Annotated in this window: 23 protein-coding genes, 1 tRNA gene and 2 rRNA genes; 8 read left to right on the top strand and 18 right to left on the bottom strand. The window is 54.6% G+C overall.

Going from position 1 to position 22255, the window contains the following annotated elements; genetic code table 11:
- A 23S ribosomal RNA gene (locus tag VH413_08755) occupies positions 1–344 on the top strand; the annotation flags it as partial.
- 162 nt (positions 345–506) lie between these two features.
- A 5S ribosomal RNA gene (gene rrf / locus VH413_08760) occupies positions 507–622 on the top strand.
- A gap of 164 nt (positions 623–786) precedes the next feature.
- On the opposite strand, the gene rmuC is transcribed toward rrf, so the two are convergent.
- From rmuC to hprK, 11 genes are all read right to left on the bottom strand, one after another.
- Entirely contained in the window at positions 787–2157 is a 1371-nt protein-coding gene (gene rmuC / locus VH413_08765) for a DNA recombination protein RmuC (GenBank protein HEX3798779.1), read from the bottom strand.
- Between the two features lie 103 nt (positions 2158–2260).
- Complete coding sequence (locus VH413_08770; protein HEX3798780.1) at positions 2261–2644, bottom strand: RidA family protein; 384 nt, start codon at positions 2642–2644, stop codon at positions 2261–2263.
- Positions 2645–2697: 53 nt separating this feature from the next.
- A complete protein-coding gene (locus VH413_08775) occupies positions 2698–3075 on the bottom strand; it encodes a hypothetical protein (GenBank protein ID HEX3798781.1) in 378 nt (125 codons plus the stop codon).
- Complete coding sequence (locus tag VH413_08780; protein HEX3798782.1) at positions 3072–3623, bottom strand: hypothetical protein; 552 nt, start codon at positions 3621–3623, stop codon at positions 3072–3074. The genes VH413_08775 and VH413_08780 overlap by 4 nt, the downstream gene beginning before the upstream one ends.
- A gap of 17 nt (positions 3624–3640) precedes the next feature.
- Positions 3641–5065 (bottom strand): Asp-tRNA(Asn)/Glu-tRNA(Gln) amidotransferase subunit GatB, encoded by a 1425-nt coding sequence (gatB, locus tag VH413_08785; GenBank protein HEX3798783.1) that lies wholly within the window; start codon positions 5063–5065, stop codon positions 3641–3643.
- Between the two features lie 6 nt (positions 5066–5071).
- A complete protein-coding gene (locus tag VH413_08790) occupies positions 5072–5521 on the bottom strand; it encodes a hypothetical protein (GenBank protein HEX3798784.1) in 450 nt (149 codons plus the stop codon).
- Positions 5514–5702: a hypothetical protein gene (locus tag VH413_08795; protein ID HEX3798785.1), complete on the bottom strand. Its 189-nt coding sequence runs from the start codon at positions 5700–5702 to the stop codon at positions 5514–5516. The genes VH413_08790 and VH413_08795 overlap by 8 nt, the downstream gene beginning before the upstream one ends.
- Positions 5703–5765: 63 nt before the next feature.
- Complete coding sequence (gene gatA / locus VH413_08800; GenBank protein HEX3798786.1) at positions 5766–7235, bottom strand: Asp-tRNA(Asn)/Glu-tRNA(Gln) amidotransferase subunit GatA; 1470 nt, start codon at positions 7233–7235, stop codon at positions 5766–5768.
- Positions 7236–7252: 17 nt separating this feature from the next.
- Entirely contained in the window at positions 7253–7540 is a 288-nt protein-coding gene (gatC, locus tag VH413_08805; GenBank protein ID HEX3798787.1) for an Asp-tRNA(Asn)/Glu-tRNA(Gln) amidotransferase subunit GatC, read from the bottom strand.
- 56 nt (positions 7541–7596) lie between these two features.
- Positions 7597–7896 (bottom strand): HPr family phosphocarrier protein, encoded by a 300-nt coding sequence (locus tag VH413_08810; protein HEX3798788.1) that lies wholly within the window; start codon positions 7894–7896, stop codon positions 7597–7599.
- Between the two features lie 67 nt (positions 7897–7963).
- Entirely contained in the window at positions 7964–8911 is a 948-nt protein-coding gene (hprK, locus tag VH413_08815) for an HPr(Ser) kinase/phosphatase (GenBank protein ID HEX3798789.1), read from the bottom strand.
- Positions 8912–9099: 188 nt separating this feature from the next.
- Here hprK and VH413_08820 point away from each other — a divergent pair, with 188 nt between their 5' ends.
- Positions 9100–10893, top strand: coding sequence for a serine hydrolase (locus tag VH413_08820; GenBank protein HEX3798790.1), 1794 nt, complete (start codon positions 9100–9102; stop codon positions 10891–10893).
- Between the two features lie 24 nt (positions 10894–10917).
- Here the strand turns inward: VH413_08820 and VH413_08825 are convergent, their stop codons facing one another.
- The 6 genes from VH413_08825 to VH413_08850 form a co-directional block, all read right to left on the bottom strand.
- Complete coding sequence (locus tag VH413_08825) at positions 10918–12057, bottom strand: glutathione-independent formaldehyde dehydrogenase (GenBank protein ID HEX3798791.1); 1140 nt, start codon at positions 12055–12057, stop codon at positions 10918–10920.
- Positions 12058–12104: 47 nt separating this feature from the next.
- Positions 12105–12404, bottom strand: coding sequence for a hypothetical protein (locus tag VH413_08830; protein ID HEX3798792.1), 300 nt, complete (start codon positions 12402–12404; stop codon positions 12105–12107).
- A 59-nt stretch (positions 12405–12463) separates the two neighbouring features.
- The gene (locus tag VH413_08835; GenBank protein HEX3798793.1) at positions 12464–13015 is read right to left on the bottom strand and encodes a ferritin-like domain-containing protein; all 552 of its coding nucleotides are present in this window, start codon (positions 13013–13015) and stop codon (positions 12464–12466) included.
- A gap of 430 nt (positions 13016–13445) precedes the next feature.
- Positions 13446–15608: a response regulator gene (locus VH413_08840; protein HEX3798794.1), complete on the bottom strand. Its 2163-nt coding sequence runs from the start codon at positions 15606–15608 to the stop codon at positions 13446–13448.
- Positions 15605–17332: a PAS domain-containing sensor histidine kinase gene (locus tag VH413_08845; protein HEX3798795.1), complete on the bottom strand. Its 1728-nt coding sequence runs from the start codon at positions 17330–17332 to the stop codon at positions 15605–15607. Before VH413_08845 ends, VH413_08840 begins: the two co-directional genes overlap by 4 nt.
- 293 nt (positions 17333–17625) lie before the next feature.
- Positions 17626–19263 carry an SGNH/GDSL hydrolase family protein gene (locus tag VH413_08850; protein HEX3798796.1) on the bottom strand — a complete coding sequence of 546 codons (1638 nt, stop codon included), beginning with the start codon at positions 19261–19263 and terminating at the stop codon, positions 17626–17628.
- 233 nt (positions 19264–19496) lie between these two features.
- Between VH413_08850 and VH413_08855 the strand changes: the two genes are divergently transcribed.
- Positions 19497–19757, top strand: coding sequence for a hypothetical protein (locus VH413_08855; protein HEX3798797.1), 261 nt, complete (start codon positions 19497–19499; stop codon positions 19755–19757).
- Complete coding sequence (locus VH413_08860) at positions 19754–20161, top strand: PIN domain-containing protein (GenBank protein HEX3798798.1); 408 nt, start codon at positions 19754–19756, stop codon at positions 20159–20161. Before VH413_08855 ends, VH413_08860 begins: the two co-directional genes overlap by 4 nt.
- Before the next feature lie 3 nt (positions 20162–20164).
- On the opposite strand, the gene VH413_08865 is transcribed toward VH413_08860, so the two are convergent.
- Positions 20165–20239, bottom strand: a tRNA-Val gene (locus tag VH413_08865).
- A gap of 157 nt (positions 20240–20396) precedes the next feature.
- On the opposite strand from VH413_08865, the gene VH413_08870 reads away from it, so the two are divergent.
- Genes VH413_08870 through VH413_08880 form a run of 3 tightly spaced genes read left to right on the top strand, consistent with a single transcriptional unit; the run spans position 20397 to position 22239 of the window.
- Positions 20397–21014, top strand: a complete 618-nt coding sequence (locus tag VH413_08870) for a MotA/TolQ/ExbB proton channel family protein (GenBank protein HEX3798799.1) — start codon at positions 20397–20399, stop codon at positions 21012–21014.
- Entirely contained in the window at positions 21011–21448 is a 438-nt protein-coding gene (locus VH413_08875; GenBank protein ID HEX3798800.1) for a biopolymer transporter ExbD, read from the top strand. Before VH413_08870 ends, VH413_08875 begins: the two co-directional genes overlap by 4 nt.
- The gene (locus VH413_08880) at positions 21445–22239 is read left to right on the top strand and encodes a hypothetical protein (GenBank protein HEX3798801.1); all 795 of its coding nucleotides are present in this window, start codon (positions 21445–21447) and stop codon (positions 22237–22239) included. The genes VH413_08875 and VH413_08880 overlap by 4 nt, the downstream gene beginning before the upstream one ends.
- Positions 22240–22255 lie beyond the last annotated feature (16 nt).

Consider the following 22255-nt stretch of genomic DNA (forward strand, 5'->3'; position numbering starts at 1 on the left):
CGGTTAAAGCGGTACGCGAGCTGGGTTCAGAACGTCGTGAGACAGTTCGGTCCTTATCCACTGTGGGCGCAGGAAACTTGAGGGGTTCATTCCTTAGTACGAGAGGACCGGGAATGACGCACTTCTGGTGTGGCAATTGTCTCGTCAGAGGCATCGTTGCGTAGCCATGTGCGGAAGAGATAAGCGCTGAAAGCATCTAAGTGCCAAGCTCCTCCCAAGATAATGTTTCCCGGAGCGTAAGCTCCCTAAAGACCCCCGGTAGACCACCGGGTTGATAGGTTAGGCGTGTAATTGCTGCAAGGCATTCAGCGGACTAATACTAATCGGTCGTGCGGCTTGATTGCTTTTTATTTTTAAAAAGCGATTTGACTCGCGAATGTAATTAACCTGTGGTTTCTATGTGTAGTTTTCAGGGAACATCATTGTTCTTTTAAATTTTGTAATTGTTCGGCCGCCGGCAACGGCGTCAAAAGCCCTCACGGGTCGCTGAATAGTTACCAACGAATTTTGGTGGTCATAAAGCTGTGGCCCGACCCGATCCCATCCCGAACTCGGCCGTCAAACACAGTCTTGCCGATGGTAGTGCCTGTATAGCTTGCGCGAGAGTAGGTTGCCGCCAGATCTTTCTAAAAAAGCCGGAACGCAAAATCGTTCCGGCTTTTTTCTTTTTAAGAAGAAGCTTTAAGAGCTTTGAATGCCCGTCTTCGATATTCTATCTCTGTTGTCTTGACGCACCTGCTTCTGCAAGCAATCAGGCAGATTCCTTGTTATTGAGGAACGACTTTCTCAAGTAGGCGGCAACCGCAAAGTGGAATCTAGCGGCTGCACCTCAGCCAAATCTTTTCCATTTAATCCGCCGCCGAGTTTTAAAACTTTTTCTCCGCTCGGCTTCACCATCCGCTCATAACTTCCCACGGCGTCATTGTAGGCATTGTTCGCTTTATTAAGGCCATCGCGGATTTTTTCGAAGTGTTCTGTAAATTTTGCCACGCGTTGATAAAGTTCTTGGGCGGCTTCTGCAATTTTCTGCGCGTTTTCCGATTGCGCATGCTGTTGCCAACTGATGCTCACCGAGCGCAACAATGCGATCAGTGAAGCCGGAGTCGCAATCATGATTCGTTCGCGAGCGGCCCACACGATCAATTCCTGGTCCCCTTCCAGCGCCGCGCTAAATAACGATTCCGCCGGCAGAAACATCACGACGTGATCCAGCGCATTCGGAAACTGCCGTGGATAATCACGCGCCGCCAACGCTCGAATAGTTTCCTTCAATTTTTTCGCGTGCGCTGTCAATTCATTCGCCCGCGTGCCTGGATCAGCACTGTCCAATGCGCTTAAAAAATTCAAGTCCGGCACCTTCGCATCCACGATGATCAAACGGTCGCCCGGCAGACGCACAATCAAATCGGGCTTGCTGTCACCGGCCTGCGCCTGCTCGGTGAAATCGCAATGCGCGCTCATCCCGGCTGCTTCGACTACGCGCCGCAATGTCTCTTCACCCCAGCGGCCGCGCGCCTGGTTGGACTTCAGCACCACGCGAAATTGCTGCGTCTCTGATGCCAGCGAAAGATTAGATTGCGACAGCATCTCCAACTGCTTTTTTACCTCGCCGAGCGCACTGGATTGCGAAGTCTCGCTTTGCTGCAAGCGACGTTGATAATTTTCCAACTGTTGTTTCAGCGGCTCGACGAGGCCCTTGATCGCTTCCTGTCGCTGGGTCAAATCGCCCTTTGCCGTTTCCTGAAACTTGCCAAAACTTTGTTCCGCCAAACGCAAAAATTCCGGGGCCGTCTGCTTCAAAGTCTCCGCGCTCAACCCCTTGAACACATCACGCAAATCCGCGAGCGCTTTTTCCTGCATGGATTTCGCCTCGGCCAAGGCGCGGTCGTGTAATTGCCGCTGGTCCGTCAGAATTTTTTCCGCCGCTTGCTTCTGCGCGTCCGCCGTGGCACACGCGGTATTGAGGCGCGTGATTTCTTCCCGGCCTTTCGCAAGTTCCTGCTCTCGTTGAGAAAGCTGCTGCCGTAAATCCGTTTCAAGCCGATTATCAAGAGCCAATGGCGCGGGCGCGCGACGCGAGCCCATCAGCCAGCCGATCACGCCGCCAAGAATAATTCCCAGTGCCAGCCCGATTAAAATTTCAGCGGTTGAAGACATCAATATTCGTCCGTTCAGTTCATCTGAAAAAAATAAAACCCACAGCCGAAGCCGTGGGTTTCAATCGTGCCACGATTTTTCGCGTGGTCAATGTCACTTCAAATCAAAAATGCGCAATCACTTCGATCTCCACGCTCGCGGCCCGGGGCAAGGCGGCGACTTGAATCGTCGAGCGCGCCGGAAAGTCCGAAGTAAAATACTTGGCGTAAATTTCGTTCATGCCGGCGAAGTCCACGAGATTCGTCAGAAACACTGTGCTTTTGACGACGTTGGCGAAGGTCAACTTTTGGTCATCCAAAATCGCCTTCACGTTTTCGAGCACGCGTTCGGTCTGCGCCTTGATGTCGCCGGGAACAAGATTTCCGGTGGCCGGGTCCAGCGGAATCTGGCCCGCGCAAAAAAGCAAATCGCCGATGCGCACGGCGTGGTTGTAAGGTCCGACGGCCGGAGCCGATTTCGCGGGTTTGATGATTTGTTTAGATGGCATAATCGTTAGTATGTTTTAGCGGCGAAAAGATGTAACAAGTCCTGGCGATGGAATCAAGCGCGACTCAAGGCGTTTTCGCTGACAAACAGGTTGCGCGAACGAAAAGCGGCGGGACTTTCGTGGAGTAAAATTGCCCGGAGAGAATCAGCGGTCATGGCAAACCACGGATGGGTGAGCTTGCGATGCGAAGCGTAGGACCATGACGGTGTGTCCAACTTATATTTACAGGCAAGGGCTTCGGCGACGGCGGCAAGATAGGCATCGCAAATATCTCCCTTGTTGACGGCTCCCTGGAGGAGTTGAGGTTCGAGCGTTAGCGCTTCTTGTGAAGGGTGAGCGTAAAATTCATCGAGAAATTCCTTTAGAGAAAGATCAAAGGATTCTCCTCGGGCAGCCCATTCCGCGACTTCGTGTAGAGACTTGGGTCTCATATTTTTCCCTCCTCGAAGAGACTCTCGACGAGGTATTGGGCTTTGATCGGTATTTGGCTCGCGGGATAATATTCAGCAACGATTCCCATCACCGCTGCAGCCGATTTCAATCCGAGATGGCGAATAAGAAAAATAATGTCTCGAACATCCCCGTCTTCTGATTGAACAGGATCAATGCGCGAGGCCATGCACTTCATGGCGAGAAGATATTCGGGTGTCGGCATAGTAAGCCGTAAATTGGAAAATTGCGGGAGGTTTCCCTGCATCAACTCATGTTTCGCCGAGACGAATCCTTTTACGCCGTCGTTGAGCCAATCAGCCGAAAGATTGTTCGCCTTGCCGACTTCGTCCGCCACTTCGCGCATCAATTTTGTTGGCTGAAAAATCGCGTCAACATCCTTGGTGGAAACGCGCGCGGCATAAGCCAAAACCATGACGGTTCCACCAAATAAACAAATTTCGCCAGTGACGCCGCGTTTTTTGAGCGCGTCGGACAGTTCCTGAAGCGTCTTCAGGATCAGTTCTTTTGAAAGTCCCGCACCGCTCATATATGACTGTTGGGATTCTATCCCTTCAACTTCTTCTCCAAAATTTCACCGACCAGATTTGGATTCGCTTTGCCTTTGCTGAGCTTCATCACCTGGCCCTTGAGGAAATTCAGCGCGGCGACTTTTCCGGCGCGATAATCTTCGGCGCTCTTGGGATTGGCGGCGATGACTTCATCGCAGAATTTTTCAATGGCGCCGGTATCGCTGACTTGCGCGAGACCTTTTTTCTCGACGATTTCGTGCGCGGGTTCGCCGGTGGCGAACATGTCCGCGAAAACGTCCTGCGCGATCTTGCTGCTAATTTTGCCGGCGTCCACCAGCGCGGCGAGGCCGGGAATATCCGTCGGCTTGATTTTGACATCATGAAGCGCGGTCTGAGTCTCGGTCAATTTCGCGCGCAAATTATTGATCACCCAATTCGCGACGGCTTTGGGATTTTTCGCGCCGACGATGGCGGCTTCAAAATATTTTCCGAGCGCAACGTCGTTTACGAATGTCTCGGCGTCGGACGAAGGCAACTGATACGCATTCATAAAACGAAGTTTGCGCGCGAGCGGCAATTCCACCACGCGCGATTTCACTTCGGCGAGCCACGCGTCGGTGGGTTTGAACGGCATCAAATCCGGTTCGGGAAAATAGCGGTAATCGTGCGCCTGTTCTTTGCTGCGCATCGTTTCGGTGATGTTGGCGGTGTCATCCCAGCGGCGGGTTTCCTGCGAAAGTTTGCCGCCTTTGCTCACGACTTCGATCTGGCGCGGGATCTCATACTCCAGCGCCTTGCGGACGCCGCTGAAGCTGTTCATGTTTTTGATCTCGATCTTCGCGCCGAGTTGCTTTTGCCCCTTGGGCCGCACGCTGATATTCACGTCGCAGCGGACCATGCCTTTTTCCATGTCGCAATCGCTCACGCCGCCGTAAATCAGGATGTCTTTGAGCGCATTCAAATATTCATACGCCATGTCAGGGCTCGTGATGTCGGGCTCGGAAACAATTTCCAGCAGCGGCACGCCGGCGCGATTGAAATCAACGCCACTGTTGCGATCAAAGTGAAAATTCTTGCCAACGTCTTCCTCAAGATGCGCACGGGTAATGCGCACGCGCGCGACGCCGCCATTGAATTCAAAATCCACCACGCCGTTTTGCGTGGAGGGTTTGTCGTATTGCGTGATCTGATAATTTTTCGGCGCGTCGGGATAAAAATAATTTTTGCGATCGAATTTGGCGAAGTGGGGAATCTCGCAGCCCAGCAAATAGCCGGTGAGTACGGTAAGGCGCAATCCTTCATCATTCGCGACGGGCAACACGCCGGGCAGGCCGAGGCAAACGGGGCAGACGTTGGTATTGGGTGGCGCGCCGAATTCATTCGCACAACCGCACCACATTTTGGATTTCGTTTTGAGCTGAACGTGCATTTCCAGCCCGATGATTGGTTCGTAGTCCATAACCATTTAAAGTTTTCCCAAACGCTTGAGTTCCTGCAAGAACTCAATGTCAATTTGGTCTTGCGGGCGATTCGCCGCCAATTTTGCGGCGAGTAAATGTTCGCCGCTGAGGCACTTGATGGGAATGCCATCCGGCATGGTTTTTATCACGGCCATTTTTTCTGCTTCGTTAAATGCCGGAACTCCAGGAAGTCCCAAATGAAATTGTAAAAGTCCCAAACTCGTTTGGTAAGTCTGAATAAAATTCTCACCCTTGGGACCAAGTGGAATCAACGGCAAATCCAATTCATCTTCCAGCGTGCTATTGATGCGAACGAAGTTCGTCTCATCGCGGGGAGGAATTAAGAGATCCCAATCCATCGAGTAACGAGGCAAGCCAAATAACCGCATCGCCTGTCCGCCCACCAAAAGATAACGTATTTTTGCCGCTTCGAACTTTTGAAAAAGTTCAGTCATGTTTAGCAGTTATTTCTGCCACTGAACGCAATAGCGCGGCCTTCCATGCGTTCATTTCTGCGTGCGAACGAAATTTTTGAGGGGGAAATGCAGGAAGCTCGGGGCCTGGCAATACCGGAGATATTTGCGGGTTTGCCGCCCACAAACGCACCTTGGCGTTATAATCATCGGTAATCTTCATGCCTATCCACTAAACCACACTTAAATAATGAAATCAAGATGCGTTGGGCGGCGCTAAATACGTTTACGACCCAATCACCGGCTTTTCCTTATGCCATCCGGTGCATTGCTCGTAGGCGTGCGCGAGTTTTAAAAGGGTTTCTTCGCCGAAAGGTTTGCCGAGCAGTTGCAGGCCGATGGGCAATTTTGGATTCGCCGTAAAGCCGCAGGGCATACTCAGGCCGCAGATGCCGGCGAGATTGCAGGAGATGGTGAAAATGTCCGAGAGATACATCTGCAACGGGTCGTCGGATTTATCGCCGATCTTGAAGGCGGCGGTGGGCGTCGTGGGCGTGATGATGGCGTCCACATGCTCGAAGGCTTTGAGAAAATCCTGGCGGATGAGCGTGCGGACTTTTTGCGCGCGCAAATAATAGGCGTCGTAATAACCGCTGCTCAAAACGTAAGTGCCGAGGATAATGCGGCGTTTCACTTCGGAACCGAAACCCGCGCCGCGAGTGTTGCCGTAAAGCGAAATGGGATCGGAGCCGTCCACGCGCGCGCCGTACCGGATGCCATCGAAGCGCGCGAGGTTCGCGCTGGCTTCGGCGGTGGCGATGATATAGTAAGTCGCCACTGCGTAGTCCGTGTGTGGCAGCGAAATTTCCACGATCTCCGCGCCGAGCTTTTGAAGATGTTTCACGGCGGCTTGCACGGCGGCGTTCACTTCAGCATCGAGTCCGCCGATCATGTATTCCTTGGGCAAACCGAGTTTGAGGCCCTTGATATTTCCGTTGAGCGCGCTGGGATAATGCGGGACGGGTTCGGGCACGCTGGTCGAATCGCGCCGATCCACGCCGCTCATAACTTCGAGCAAGGTGGCAGAATCGCGCACATCTTTGGTAAAAGGGCCGATCTGGTCGAGCGACGAGGCGAACGCGACGAGCCCGTAACGCGAAATGCGTCCGTAGGTTGGCTTGAGTCCGACGCAACCGCACAAGGCCGCGGGCTGGCGAATGGAACCGCCGGTGTCCGTGCCGAGTGAGGCGATGCATTCATTCGCCGCGACGGCTGCCGCTGAACCGCCGGAGGATCCGCCGGGAATTCGAGCGGTGTCCCAGGGATTGCGCGTGGCGCCGAACGCGGAATTTTCGGTGGAACTGCCCATCGCAAATTCGTCCATGTTCAAACGGCCGAAAACGATTGCGCCCGCCGCGCGAAGTTTTTCAATCGCAGTCGCGTCGTAGGGTGAAATGAAATTGCCAAGAATTTTAGAAGCGCAATTCAGCGGCTGGCCTTTGACGGCGAGCACGTCCTTGATGCCGATGGGCACGCCGAGGAGGGGATGTTGCGCATGGCTCGCGCCGCTGGACAAGAGACGGTCGGCGGCATCGGCCTGGGCGAGGGCGTCGGCTTCGTTGTAACTGAGAAAGGCGTGGATCTGGCCATCAACGCGTTTGATCTGGTCGAGACACGCTTGCGTGGCTTCGCGAGCGGAGACTTCGCGCTGGCTAAGCTTGTCCGCGAGTTCGGAAATGGTGAGTTGGTTCAACATGACAGTGGGCGAAGCGGCTACTCGACGATTTTCGGCACGAGGAACAGGCCGTTGGCTTTGGCGGGAGCGTTGCGCAAGGCTTCGTCGGTGGAGAGCGAAGGCTGGATTTCGTCCGTGCGCACGACATTGACGAGTGGCACGGCGTGGGCGGTCGGCTCGACCTGGCTCACATCCAGTTCCCTCAACTTTTCGATATAGCCAAGGATATTTCCGAGTTGCGCGCCAATTTTTTGCTCTTCCGCGGGCGAAAGGGAAATGCGCGCGAGGTGAGCGACGTATTTGACATCAATTTCAGCAGCAGCCATAGGGGAATGGTGAAGGATTAAAACTCAGGATTCAAGCCGAACCGAGAGGGCACGGCTCAATCCTCGTCGAACTTGCGGTTAAGCAATAGCTCGAGTTCGGAAACGGCGGCGGCGGCGTCATGGCCTTCGGCATGCACGGTGACTTTGCTGCCGGGACCGGCGGCGAGCATCATGAGGCCCATGATGCTTTTGCCGTTGACCTTTTCGCCGTCTTTTTCCACGAAGACATTGCACTTAAAGCGGTTGGCGACCTTGACGAACATGGCCGCGGGGCGGGCATGAATGCCGAGCTTGTTGGACACCGATAGTTCTTTGACTATCTGCCAACTGCCGTCCGCCATTTTTTTTGCGCTCATTCGGGTTTGCTAAGATAAATATAGCTCGTTCTATGTAACAGAATTCCGGCAAATTTGCCAACGAATTCTACAGCTTTGCCGCGTTGGCCATCTTCGAGATCAACCGTTCGTTCAATTCCTTGGCCGGATTATAGCCCGAGGCCTTCAATTTTGTCTGGAACGCCGCCACTTCAATCAGCCGCGCCAAATCGCGTCCCGGCCGCACGGGGATGGTGATGTGCGGGATGTCCACGCTCAAAATTTTCACGAACTCTTCGTCCATGCCCACGCGGTCCACGTCCGGCACATCGTTCCAGACCTTCAAACTCACGATCAAATCCACCTGCTTCTCACGGCGAATACTTTTCACACCGAACATCGCGGCCACATTGATGATGCCGATGCCGCGCACTTCCATGTGATTGCGGGTCAATTCCGCGCTGGTGCCGATCACCTCGCGGCCATCCACGAGCGTCACTTTGGTGATATCGTCCGCCACGAGGCTATAGCCACGTTCAATGAGGGCCAGCACACTTTCGCTTTTGCCGATGCCGCTTTCGCCGCGGATGATCACGCCGACGCCGAGGATGTCCACCATGCTGCCCATCTCCGTGCCGTGCGGCGCGAACATCATTTCCAGCGCGAGCGTGGCGAGATTAATGAACTTCATCGTGATCAGCGGACATTGGAACACCGGGACATCCGCCGCTTCCGCCGCTTTCAAAAATAACTTGTCCGGCGTCAGGCTGCGGCTGAAAACGACGCACGGAATTTTATACGAAAAAAATGTTCGATAACGCTCTTCGCGCTCATCGAGCGGCAGCGATTTCAAAAAATACGCCTCGGCATTGCCGATGACCTGCACGCGTTTGTTCGCGAAATAACGCGTGAAACCCGACAGCACGAGGCCGGGGCGATTAACGGTTGGTTCGCGGATGATGCGCTTGAGGCCACTGGCGCCCGCCACCAGTTTCAATTCGAGCACTGCGGCTTGTTCCGTGTAAAACCGCTCCACTGTTACTACGTCGCGTTGCATGGATATGAAAATTGTTTCCGGTTAATTTGAGGCCCGTTCGCCACCGCTTGTGTTGAGGCGAGAATATCCCGGGGCCGATAGAAAAACCAGCGTGAATTTTAGGTCCGCAACTTCTCGACGCATGAGGGGTTTAGAAAGAAAACGCATTCGCCGCATTTCTGAACTGTGGTGTCTGGGGGGTGAGAATTATGAGCAACCGAAAAATTATTCAAATCATTTGTCTTTGTCTGTCGTTTTCGGCATTCGGCCTCTCTGGCCGGGCGGAGCCGATTACCAATGCGATCCACGCATATCTGAAGCGGTTCGTGGATAGTAAGCCGATAAAGTTCGGCATCGTCGTCGGTCTGGTGGACGAACATGGCAGCAGTGTCGTCAGTTACGGCAAGCTGGATAACGGCACCGACCAGGATGTGAACGGCAATACGGTTTTTGAAATGGGTTCTGTCACGAAGACCTTCACCGCCCTCTTGCTGCAGGACATGATTGATCGCGGGGAAATGAAACTGGACGATCCCGTGGCCAAATATCTGCCGGCGTCGGTCACGCTGCCGACATACAACGGCAAAGCGCTTACGCTGTTCGATCTGGCCACGCAAACCTCCGGATTTCCACACGATCCCGACAACTACGATCCCAAGCTCGCTGATCATCCTTTTGCGGATTACTCGGTGGAGAGAATGTACGAGTATCTGTCGCATTATAAATTGACCAGGGCGCCCGGAACCCGATTTGGGTACTCGAATCTCGGAGTGGGGCTGCTGGGGCATCTAATGTGTTTGAAGGCCGGGACGAATTTTGAATCGTTTGTGATGGATCGCATTTGCCGGCCATTGAAGATGGACAGCACACGAATCACGCTGACGCCGGAGATGAAAGGGCGGTTTGTGCAGCCACACAACCCGGCTGGCTACGCGGTGCCCGCTCTCGATTTTGGGACGTTGGAAGGTTCGGGTGCGTTGCGGACGACGGGCAACGACATGGTGAAATTCATGTCCGCCGGCCTGGGATTTCCGCCATCCGGGCTGACTTCGTCGTTTGAAAAAACGCAACAGCTTCATTTTCACGACCCAAGGGCCAATGTGGGCCTTGTCTGGTGGATCCTGCAGCCGATACCGGGGACAACCATGGTGTTTCACAATGGCGGCACGGGCGGTTGCAGCGCGTGGATCGGTTTTGATAAGGCGCGTCGTCGCGGGGTCACGATTTTGTCGAGTTGGAGATGGTTCGATATTGATAACTTCGGATGGTATTTGTTGCACGCCGAATGGCAGTCGGATCACCGCCCCGATGGGAAGAAAATTAATCGCCAGGTTCTTGATTCTTATGTCGGACAGTACCGGGAGCCTGCCGCTCGGTCGGGCACAGCCCATACAAATAAACTCCCTGTCATCGGAATCCGTCGCGAGGGAGACCGGTTGGTCGCAGACAACAAATTTGTTGAAGGAGTATGGAATACTTGGTTAACGGCATTTCCTGATGAATTGTTGCCGGAATCGGAGACGTCCTTTTTTGACCGGCTCGGGGGTTGTCGCATAGCTTTTTCGCGTGACGCTCTGGGAAACGTCACTGGCCTGACGGCACATTACCCCGGGAATTCGTTTTTCTGCGAGAAAATCTCCAACGCACCGCCCAACCCGCCCGAGCCCGTCAAACCTATTGTGCCGGTTAAAGTGGATCCGAAGGTTCTGGAACCTTGCGTCGGACAGTATCAATTTCCACCAGGCCCGGGAATACCTGAAGGTGGAACAATAGCGATGTCTCAAGAGGGCGGTCTGTTGGTCTGGCGAGCCACGGGAAAGAACTTCGACACCGGGGCGATCTATCTTTATCCTGAATCCGAGACAAATTTCTTCATGGAGATCTATGACAATGCGCAACTGACGTTCGTCAAAAACGAGCGCGGACAGGCCACATCCATAATCCACCATGTGGAGGGCGTGCCGGATAAGGTCTTAAAGCGATTGCCCGATCCTATGCGATGAAGTGACCGGCTGAATAGAATGGCTTTAAGCGGCGGGTTTTAAAATGACTTTGGTCCAGCCTTTATCGCGGGCGTCAAAGTGCTGGTAACCTTTTGGGGCATCCTTCAGCGGGAGGATGTGGGAGACGATGAACGATGGCTTCGCCTTGCCTAATTCGATGAGCGTGCAAAGGCGGCGATTATAGGTTTTCACGTTGGCCTGGCCGGTTCCCATGCGCAATCCTTTCTCCCAAAACTTTCCCCAGTTAAAGGCGATCTGGCCTTTTTTCTCGAGTTTGTTGCGGCTCTTGGGATCTTTTTCCACGAACACGCCGACGACGCCGAGCGCGCCACTGGGACGGACGGCTTCGACGAGTTGGTTCATGGTGATGTTCGGCTGCTCGTGAGCTTCAATGTCGTGGGCTTGATAGCCGACGCATTCGCAACCTTTGTCAGCGCCTTCGCCGTCGGTGAGGTCGAGGATGGCTTCGACCGGAGAATTTTTTGAATTGTTGATGGGAATCGCGCCGATTTGTTTGGCGAGTTTGAGGCGATCGGGCAGCGGATCCACGACGATGATTTTTCCCGCGCCGCGCAGGCTTGCCGAATACGCCGCCATGAGCCCCACCGGGCCCGCGCCGAAAATCACGACGGATTCGCCGGGTTGGATGCAGGCCATCTCGGTCGCGTGATAGCCGGTAGGAAAAATGTCTGCGAGCATCACATAGTCGTGTTGTTTTTCCTCGGCATCCTCGGGAAGTTTAAGGCAATTAAAATCGCCGTACGGAACGCGCAACAATTCCGCCTGCCCGCCCTCGAACGGCCCCATGCCGGAAAAACCGTAGGCGGCGCCCGCATGGCCGGGGTTCAAGGAAAGACACGCACCGGTCAAGCCACGCTCGCAATTTTTGCAATAGCCGCAACTGACATTGAACGGCAGGCAAACCCAATCGCCTACCTTGACGTTAGCGACCGCGCCGCCGACTTCGATCACTTGGCCGAGATTTTCGTGGCCGAGCACGCGGCCTTCTTCCATGTCGGTGCGTCCGTCATACATGTGAAGGTCCGAGCCGCAAATATTCGTGCTGGTGATTTTGACCAGAACGTCCGTGGGCGCTTCGATGCGCGCATCGGGAACTTCTTTGACTTTGACACTGCGCGGTCCGTCGTAAACAAGAGCTTTCATAAATTTAGAAATGGGTTGAGTTGCGATTTTTTGGAGAGTGGAATGAATCAGGGCAAAACGATTTTTTGAGCGTGGATCACGATTGCATGCTCCTGAAATATTTTCTTGAGACCGTTCCGGTATTCGCGCAGCCATTTTATATCCGGCGATTCGGCGGTTACTTCGTACGCCACGAGGTTATCCGGACTGGATGGCTTTTCCGCCGCAGCGCGGCTGTAGGTTGTGAAATTCTGGAACCGGCTGGACAGATTTGCCTTAACTGACTGATAAAGGGCCGCAGGAAAAACCCGACCGCTTTTATTGCAAAGCGGCAACAGGATTCGGATCAAATATTTTTGATTATACATGGTTTAAAAATTCCCCCAGCGGTTTGGGATCGCCGGGGGAATGAGCGTTGCGGCTGGATTTATTCAGCTTCCTGATTCGCGGCTTCGGAAAGTTCCGTCAACTTTTCGTCGGCGGCTTTTTCTTCCGAAAGCGTTTGCTGAAGCAGGTCGAGCGCTTCGTTGTGGCCCATTTCCTTCGCCCAGGTGCAGACCGTTCCGTAGGAGGCGATTTCGTAATGTTCCACTTTTTGCGCGGCGGCGATCAGGCCGGCATCGCCAGCGTCTGTATCACCCCACTCGTCCATGATCTCGCTGCCTTCTTCGACGAGGCCCTTCATTGCCTTGCAGGTTTTGCTCTTGGCCTTTTCGCCGAGCGAAGAGAAAACCGCTTCCAGCCGCGAGGCATGGTTTTTGGTTTCTTCGAGGTGCGAGCGAAAGGCCTCGGCGAGTTCCTCCGACTTGGCGGCCTTGGCCAGCTTCGGCAATGCCTTGATCAACTGTTGTTCGGCGCTCAGGAGATCGGCGAGTTCGTCGAGGAACAAGGCGTGAAGGTCGTTGTCCATCTCGGTATCGCCATTGTCGCGAGAGCTGGAAACTGGTTTTACGTTGCGGGATTTTCCAATCGTTTTCATCTTTGTGTTTGGTTGTAAGTTTTGTTTTAAGACGCGTGAGCCGAGGCGAAATCGCCCCGGTTCACTTTGGGTTTTAGCAACGCGCGTGCCTCGAAAATTTCGGTGGTTTCCTTCGTCATCAAATCGTGGTCAAAAAAATCTAAACGCCTTTCGGAAAGTCTCTTTCAAAAATCTAAAGAAAATTTATCCGTGAATGTATCTTCACGTGTTGCCGCGAAACGCGGAGATGATGGAGAATTTTTCTCGCACTTCGCCGCGCAGATTTGGCACAGGGCGTGTTGCAATTCGCGGAAAGGGGAAGCCGTTCAATTCTTTAGGAGCGGTACGTTTATGGTGAAATAAACATACGCTCCTACGGAGCTAAGATTTTTTGCGGATGATATTTATAAACATGGCGGCCCTCCAGGCCTTCAAAATGCGTGGAGGAGAATCAGCGGGCGGGCGCGTCTTCGACAGTGACGGTGAGGCCGTTTAGCAGTTCGTTCAAGGCGACCAGCAGATGTTCCGCGGTGTAAGGCTTCATCAAGAAGCGCTGGATGTTCAGCGATGCCCACTCGGATGATTGGTCGCTGCCCCACACGTTCGTTCCCAAGCCGCTGGAAGCAATGATCGGCAGCCGCTGATCAATCTTGCGCACCGCCCGAATCATCGCGAGTCCGTCCGTGTGCGGCATCATCACATCGGTGACGATGGCCTTGATGGTTTTGCGATGGTGCGCGAAAACCGCCAGGCCTTCCGCGCCGTCGCGGGCGGTGAGGGTTTGATAATTGTAACGCTCTAAAATTTTCTGGCCGCCGTGGACGATTTCCGCCTCGTCATCCACGATCAAAATCGTTTCGCCGTGGCCGAGCGGCACGACGGTTTCCGTCGCGCTGATGGACCAATGGACCGACTGCGTTCCCGGCGCGGCCGGCAGATACACGCTGAACACCGTGCCGTGATTCACTTTGCTCGACACGCTGATCGCGCCGCCGTGCGCTTTTACGATTCCGCTGGCGGTGCAAAGGCCGAGTCCGGTGCCTTTGCCGTGGCCTTTGGTCGTGAAGAACGGATCGAAAATGCGTTCCATGATGCCCGCCGGAATGCCCGCGCCGGTGTCGGAAACTTGCAGCAAAATGTACGGCCCCGGTTTTAAGTCCGCGCTGACATCGATCGTCGCGCCGTTGAGCGTGACATTGGCCGCGCGCAGGCTGAGGTTGCCGCCTTTCGCCATCGCATCGCGGGCGTTCACGCACAGGTTGAGCAGCACCTGATGGATTTGAGTGCGGTCGCCCTGGATGTTCCAAAGTTCATCGGGCGCTTCGAAGGAGATCTCGATATTGCGAGGAAAAGTTTCGTGGATCATTTTGGCCATCTCCTCGATGATCTGACCGGTGCCGAGCAACACGCGCTCGCCGCCGATGCCGCGGCCAAAGGTCAGCACCTGCTTGATGATGTCCGCGCCACGTTTCACACTGGATTCGATGCGCGCGACGGTGTCTTCAAATTCGCGCGGCGGCAACGGCCAGCGCAGGACTTCCGTGGCGATCAAGACCGGCGCGAGAATATTATTGAGATCGTGCGCCATGCCGCTGGCGAGCGTGCCGATCGCTTCCATGCGCTGCGTGCGCAAGTATTGGGTTTCAAGGCGTTTCTTTTCGGTGATGTCGGTGTCAATCGTGAGGATGGATTTGGGCGCGCCCTCGGCGTCGCGCAACAAGGTCCAGCGGCTGGTCACGGTGACGGGTTCGTTAAGCTTGGTGGTGCGCAGCAGTTCGCCGTTCCACTCGCCGGTGCGCATGAGAGTTTGCCGCGCGCTGTCGTCACCGGGAAATTCGCGGACAAAAATTTTCGGCACATCGCCCGCGACGGCTTCCGCGGAAGTCCAGCGATACAACCGTTCGGCGCCTTTGTTCCAGAAATTAATTTTGCCGGAGAGATCGTGAACAAAAATTGCGTCGGAAGCGAGGTCGAGCAGAAAACTTTGCTCGCGGATGCGATTGATCGCGAGTTTGTGCTCGTGGATTTCACTGGCGAGGAGCATGTTCGCGGCCTGCAACGCGCCGGTGCGTTCGGCGACGAGCGTTTCGAGGTCCTCGAATTTTTGTTTTGAGTCCTGAAGCAACTGCCACTTTTCCGTGAGCGCGTGGGCGAGTTGCATGACTTCAGCGTTGTCGAAAGGTTTTTTAAGCAGGACCATGCGGTCGGATTGGCCGATCTTTTCGATTATCTCCTCCCACGAATAATCCGAGTAAGCCGTGCAGATCACGATCTGCAAATCAGGGTCCACTTTCCAGATGCGCGCGACCGTCTCGATGCCGTCCCAGCCGGGCGGCATGCGGACATCCACGAACGCCATCGCGAACAGCTGGCCTTTCGCCACGGCGGCTTCGACCATCGCCAAACCTTCCTGGCCTTGAAACGCGGAACTGATCTCGAACCGCACGCCATTGAGCGGGCCATTGGACTTGCCGAACATGGCTTCTTCGAGCGCGTCGAACCCGCTGTCTGCGCCACGATCAGGGCAAAGCACCTTGTGAAAATCCGCGTGGATGGGGTGGTTATCGTCAACTACTAAAATGCGGCGATTGCGGCTGGGCTTGTCGGCACTCACGCGCCGGCCTTTTCTTTGGGTTGCAAAGGTAATTCCAGCGTGAAGGTCGCGCCGTGGCCGATGCCCGCGCTTTCGACCGTCAAGCTTCCGCCCAATTCTTTCGCCGCGAGCGCGCCGCTGTGCAGGCCGAAACCGTGACCGTCTTTGCGGGTGGTGAAACCGTGCGCGAAAATGCGTGTGAGATTTTCCTGCGGAATGCCGATGCCATTATCCATGACCTGAATGATCGCGAGGCCACCGGCATTCGTGCCGACCTTGAGCGTCATCAATTTTTGTTTGGGGCTGCCGTCATCGAGCGCGTACTTCGCGTTGCGAATGAGATTCACCAAAATCTGCAAGACCTTGTGTTTCTCGACCATGATCACCGGTTCGCTGGAATATTCGCGGACGAGTTGCACGCTGTGACGTTCCATCGCGCCGACGTTCATGCGGATGGCGTCCTCGACCAAATCAATGACGCCGGCCGATTCCGCCACGCCGGATATGCGGGCATAGCTTTGCTGCATCGCGACGATTTCCTTGATGTGCTCGACGTTTTTATTCATGTCGTCGAGTTCGGTGAGAACGTCTCTCTGCTCGTTGGCAAGGCGCGCGGCGAGGCCGGAAAGGTATTCGGGTAATTGTTTTCCGCGCGGGTCGTTTGCGACAAATTCCGTGAGGTGGCCGTTCTGCTCCTGCAAGAGCGAGGCCATCTTGCCGAGGCTGCCGATTTTTGAATTCCGAATTTTTTGCGCCACGAGGAGGCTCGAAACATTCACGCTGTTGAGCACGTTGCCCACATTGTGCAAAACACTGGTGGCCACTTCCGCGCGACCGGCCTGATGCGAGGCGGCCAATAGTTGCTTGTGGACCTGCTCCAGTTTCGCCTCGGCGGCTTTGATTTTGGAAATATCCTTGGAGATGCCGAAGGTGCCGATGATTTCACCGGCGCTGTTGCGGAACGGCATCTTCGCCGTGAGCACCCAGGATTCGCTGCCGTCCTTTTCCCCTTCACGCTCGACTTTTCCGACGATGGGCTCGCCGGTGCAGATGATTTCCTGTTCGTCGGCAAACGCGCGGCTGGCGTGGGCAGTTTGATGATGGTCGAAATCCGTGGTTCCCATGATCTGATCGCGGGTGAGTTGATACTTGGCGCACATGGCGTTGCTGAACTCGATGAATCGCGATTGCAGGTCCTTGAAATAAATGGCGTCGGGGGAATTTTCCAACAGGGCGTGCACCAGATTTTGCTGAAACTCGGCCTTGGCCTGTTGCTCACGAAAATTCGAGATGTCCCGCGCCATGCCTTGCACGATGGTCGCGCCGTCCGCGCTCGGCACCGTCCAGAGAGTGACTTCGACATGGACGACGTGAGCGGATTTCGTGTTGAAGGCGAGTTCGTAGGGAGCGGTTTTTCCAGCGGCAAAAGTTTTTTCGAGCAGGCTGCGGGCGACCCCGCGCGAGGGTGGAATGGTGATTTGCTCCCAGGTGAGTGAACGCGCTTCATCGCGAGAATAGCCGAGCGATTTCAAGGCGCTGGGATTGAGATCCAAAAAATTTCCGGAAGCATCGAGCGTGTAAAACCAGTGCGGGGCATTTTCAAAAATCGCTGACGTTGCGAACGCGGGTTGAGGCTCGCTCGGTCGCCGCGTGGCGTCAGATGAAGCGACGAAACCAGATTGGGGAATCGGTTCCGGATGAGTGCCTACAATCGTCCCATTAGGGTGTGGCTTTACGTCGTGCATCGGGAGAGGTAAAGCAAGCGATGTTCCAATCGCGACAGTTTCTTTGGAGCTTCTAAGGGAAGGGCGATTTACATGTCTTGCGCAACGATCAAGTAATTGGCAATCAAGCAAATAACCGGCGTGGATAATCCTCTGATGGAATGTGCAAAGGGATTGCAATCTGCCAAAACCATTTACTTCTTAAAATTATAAGACCTAAAGATGGCAAGGAATTGGACAGTCCGTTTTGAGAAGCTTATTGCGGCAGAGAAACGAGTTATTCAGACAATTTGTAAAAGAGGTTACTCCTTTAATTAATTACGGATGTTGGTCAAAATTCCGCCGTTATTTTTTGCCAAATCTGTCGCCAGGGTGGTTTTGATGCCGGCGAAAAAGGTTTCGGCCAGGTGCTGGCGTCCTGCCTGGGTGAAGTGGATTAGGTCAACGAAGTATTGGTGCTGGCCGTCGAAATTGGGATGGGTGTCAACGAAGCAGATTTCGGGATTTTCTTTCGCGAGTTCCTGGACGATTTCAGTATGCGCAAGGTTGGCGCGCATGGCATTAAATGTTCGTGGAACGGTTTGCTCGTAGAAATCAATGAGCGCGGGTTCGCTGTTCGTATTCACCGCCATCGAGTAATTGGCAAGCACGAGGCGGATGCCATTGGTTTGGGTGATTTGAATCAATTCCCGGTAGGCCTTCGCATAATCGCTTTGCATCGGAGGAATGGAACTCGGATGGTCGTGAACGGGCGCGGACAATAGCTTTTTTTTATAGCGAGTCATTTTGATCCCATATTCAAGATCGCCGATCAGCCTCAAGGGACGCTCCAGATAATAGGGCGGAGGTTTCGCCATGTACGGGGGCATATCGTGATCGAGCATCGAGAAGCCATTGAAGCCGTGATACGAAATAATCATGTCGGGCTTTAGCGCCAGTATTTCGGCGGTCAATCGGCGGACGTTGCCGGGCAATGCCATGCCGGGAACCCCGGCATTGATCACTTCCACCGGACGCGCCGGGTGCAGGCGTTCGCGAATGAGTTGTTCCAATATTTCCGGCCACGGACGGTCGTCCTGGTTCAAAGTACAACCCCAAGTGGTGGATTCGCCGAGGGCGACGATGCGATAAGTATTGCCTTTTTCGTCAGGAATTTCCGGGCCGCGAAATCCTTTGTGATTGATCACGACCAGGCTGTGGAAAATATGGCCTTGGGTGTCAGGTCGAAAACGGAAAGGCGCGAATTGGTTAGGGTCAACCTCCATGCACTCGTGCATCATTTTATTCCATTGCTCGATATAGTAACGAGTCCAGAGCACGTAGCCGCCGGGATTCTTCTTTGCCGCTTCGTAGGAATAATATTTTTCCTGCGACCAATTCATGTCATGCCGCGCTTTGAATTGGATGGCCAAATCGGCGGCGGGAAAAACGGCGAAAAATAATATCAAGGTATTTACAAACTGGATACCGAAGGCTCGCAACCGGAAGCATATTCGGCATAAAACCAGAAGGAACAAGCCGGTGGCCAAGGCAAAATAAAATTGTCCGGGCTGGTCCGCCAGATAGGAAACGATCAGTAAAATCAAAACCCCGGAGAATGCCCAAAACATTCCCAGCGCGTTCCAAATGGATTTCGTTTTACCGACGCCGGTTTGACAGGCGGTAAAGAAAACGACGACGGCGATTTGCCCGGCCACGAACGCGTGTAAATCAGCGAGTGCTATGCGGTGCAGATTTGCCAAAAAAATTGCAACCACCAGTGTCGTGGCGCTCCATGCGAGTTTCCCAAGGCCGATGAATCTTGCCGGTGCAACTTGAGCGGCGATTGCGGCGACACTCAGAATTGCCAAGCCTAACAGACTGCACCAAGGCAAAGTGATCAGGCAGGCGGTATAAATGGCGGCAGCGGCCAGTGCGGCTTGCGCGAGGATTTGCGTGCGCCGAGAATTCACGAATTCCTCGCTTCCATCCGAGAGTTTTGGAGGCGGTGCATCTGCTTTCGCGCGAAACTAATATCGCGAGATTGTGCCAAGCTTGCCTTTCGAAAATTCCTTGTCAAACGCAATTCAGTTTTGGGACTCCCTGAGAATAGCAAAACAAATTATATCTTGAGGTGGAGAGTTCAAATTTTTGCTGATGTTGTAGGGTTTGACTTGTCTTGCGCTGTGTGGTAGTACTCTCCGGTATGACACAGACTGTCAGCGTTAAAATTCCCGCGGATCTTTTGGGAAAGATGCCGGCGGCAGGCAATGGGCGCAGCGGGTTCATTGTGAGCGCCATTGAAGAAAAGATTGCGCGGCGCAAGCCGGTGAGTTGGAAGCCGAAGACGGAGCGGGGGCGTCGCATGGCGGCTTTGCTTAAAGCGGGGCGAAGCGAGCGCGGGCCGTTGCTCTCCGATGAGCAAGTGGAACAGGAGTTAAGGGAACGCCGGGGAAGAAACTTTTGAGAACCTTTTTGGATAGCGGCGTTTTGTTGCACGGCTGGCGGGAAACGGCGCTGGCCGACGCTGCCATGCAGGTCATGGATGACGGCACGCGTGACTTTTTCACGTCCCAGATGGTTCGTTTGGAATTGCTGCCAAAGGCGCGATTTGAGAAACGTCTGCGAGAGATTGCCTTTTACGAAGCCCATTTTTCTGATTGCAAAGCGTGTGAACCTTTAAGCGAGGGCCTTGGCCGGGAAGCTGAAAAGCTGGCCGCGCATTATGGTTTAGCTGGCCCCGACGCGTTGCAAATCGCCGCAGCCATCTGGCAAGGCGTGGAAGAATTTTATACTTCAGAAAGGCCGGGCAAGCCGATGTTCCGAGTGAAAGAAATCAAGGTGGTTTCCCTGTTCTCGTTGTTGACGTAAAAATGGTGGGCGATGAGGGATTCGAACCCCCGACCCACAGCGTGTAAAGCTGCTGCGCTACCACTGCGCCAATCGCCCGCAGGGATATTTTGCGCGTTCTGTTCGCGGGCGCAAGCTCATTTCGGGAGGTTTTTTTTAAACGCGGAGTTGCGGACGCGGTGATGAATTCACGCACGGAAGGTTTTGCGGCAACTTTGGCCTTTGAAGTTTAGGCTTTAAACATTATATAACGACCATGTTGCCGAGTTTGCTTTTTAAAGGCGGCCCGATGCTCTGGGTGATTCTTTTGGCCAGCGCCGCCGCCATCGCCGTGTTCATCGAGCGCGCGCTGCATTGCCATCGCGCCCAGATCAATTCCACCGAGTTTCTCAACGGCGTGCGCACGGTGCTCAAGCGCGATAATGTCGTGGAGGCGCTTTCGATTTGTGACGCGACGCCCGGGCCGGTCGCGCGGCTGGTCAAGACGGCGATTCTTAATCGTGATTATGGCCGCGACCGCGTGCGGGAATCATTGGAAGAAGCGGGGCTTGCGGAAGTGCCGCGGCTTGAGGAAAAATTGAGCTTGCTCGCGACCATCGCGCAACTCGCGCCGCTGCTCGGCTTGCTGGGATCGGTACTGGGGTTCATCAAGATTTTTCAGACGATGCAGGACGTGGGTGTGACGGCCAATCTGGCGGTGCTGTCAAAGGGGGTTTGGGAGGCGTTGATTTGCACGGCGGCGGGGCTGGCGGTTTCGATTCCGACGCACGCGGGATATAATTATCTGGTGAGCCGCATCAATGACATCGTGCTCGACATGGAAAAATCGGCGACGGAGATCGTGAACATTGTCAGCGAAGAGCCCAAGCAATGAAATTCCCGCGCAATGCCCGCATCTCGCGCGGCCAGCTTGACGCTGCGCCGTTCGCGGGAGTGTTGTTTTGCCTGCTGATTTTTGTGCTGTTGTCGTCGCTGGTTTACACGCCGGGCGTGCGGATTGATTTGCCGGAATCGGTTTCGGTTTTGCCGGGAGTGGACGGGCCGGCGGTCGCGGTGGCGATGGATGCCAACGGCCAGCTTTATTTTCAAAACCAAATCATCGTCGCGACCAATTTGTTGAAACGCCTTCAGTCCGAAGTCGCGCGCCAGAGCGAGCCGGTGACGCTTGTGGTGGAGGCGGACAAGGCGGCGACGCTGGAGCAACTCAACCGGCTTCGTGATCTTGCGGCGAGCGCGGGCATCAAGCAAATTTCGCAAGCGGTTCTCCCGCGTGTTTTTGACAAGCCGGTGAACCCGAAAAGTCCATGACGGCGGATGCGGCAGAATCGCGCCATTGGTCGCGCCATCGCTGGGTGGTGAGCATGCTGGTGATTTTGCTCGTGCAAATCGTGTTGATTCTCATTCTTGGCCGAAGCCAACCCACGCCGCTGCCCGCGTTTAATTTTGGGCCCAAAGTTTATTTGCCGGCGAATCCGCGCGAGCCGTGGCCGGGGTTGAGCGACGCCGTTCAATTCGTGCTTGCAAACCGACACGGTTTTTCCGGCGGCGCATGGCTGCAATTCCAACCGCCCGAATATGATCTCCAGCCGTGGACGGAGCCGCCGCGTCCGCTCATGCTGCCAGTGGAGAAATTGGGCGATGATTTGGCCAACTATGTGCATGCGAATTTGAACCAGCCATTTGAACTCACGCCGAAACCCGAGCCTGAAATCCAAGTCGTCATTCCCGATGAAAACCTGGGCGTGGCGCATTCCGCGCTCACGATTGAAGGCGAACTCGCCAATCGTCCGCTGCTCACGCCGATCAAACTTTCCTCGTGGCCCGCGAATGATATTTTGACCGACAGCGAAGTGCTCGTGGGTGTGGACGAGGCGGGAAATGTTTTTTCGTCGGTGCTGGTGGTGGCGAAAGGTTCAGGGTCGAAAGAGGCGGACGCGGCGGCATTGCGGCTGGCGGCGCAGGCGCGTTTTCGGCCGTTGCTCTGGACAGGACCGGGCCGGCCGCCGGAGTCCGAGACGCGATTGCATTGGGGGCGGATGATATTTCATTGGCGAACGGTTCCCATGCCTGCCGCCAAAACCCCGGCGGCGCTGCCATGAGATTTTTGCGAACTAT

The organism is Verrucomicrobiia bacterium (assembly GCA_036268055.1).
Lineage (GTDB): Bacteria > Verrucomicrobiota > Verrucomicrobiia > Limisphaerales > Pedosphaeraceae > DATAUW01.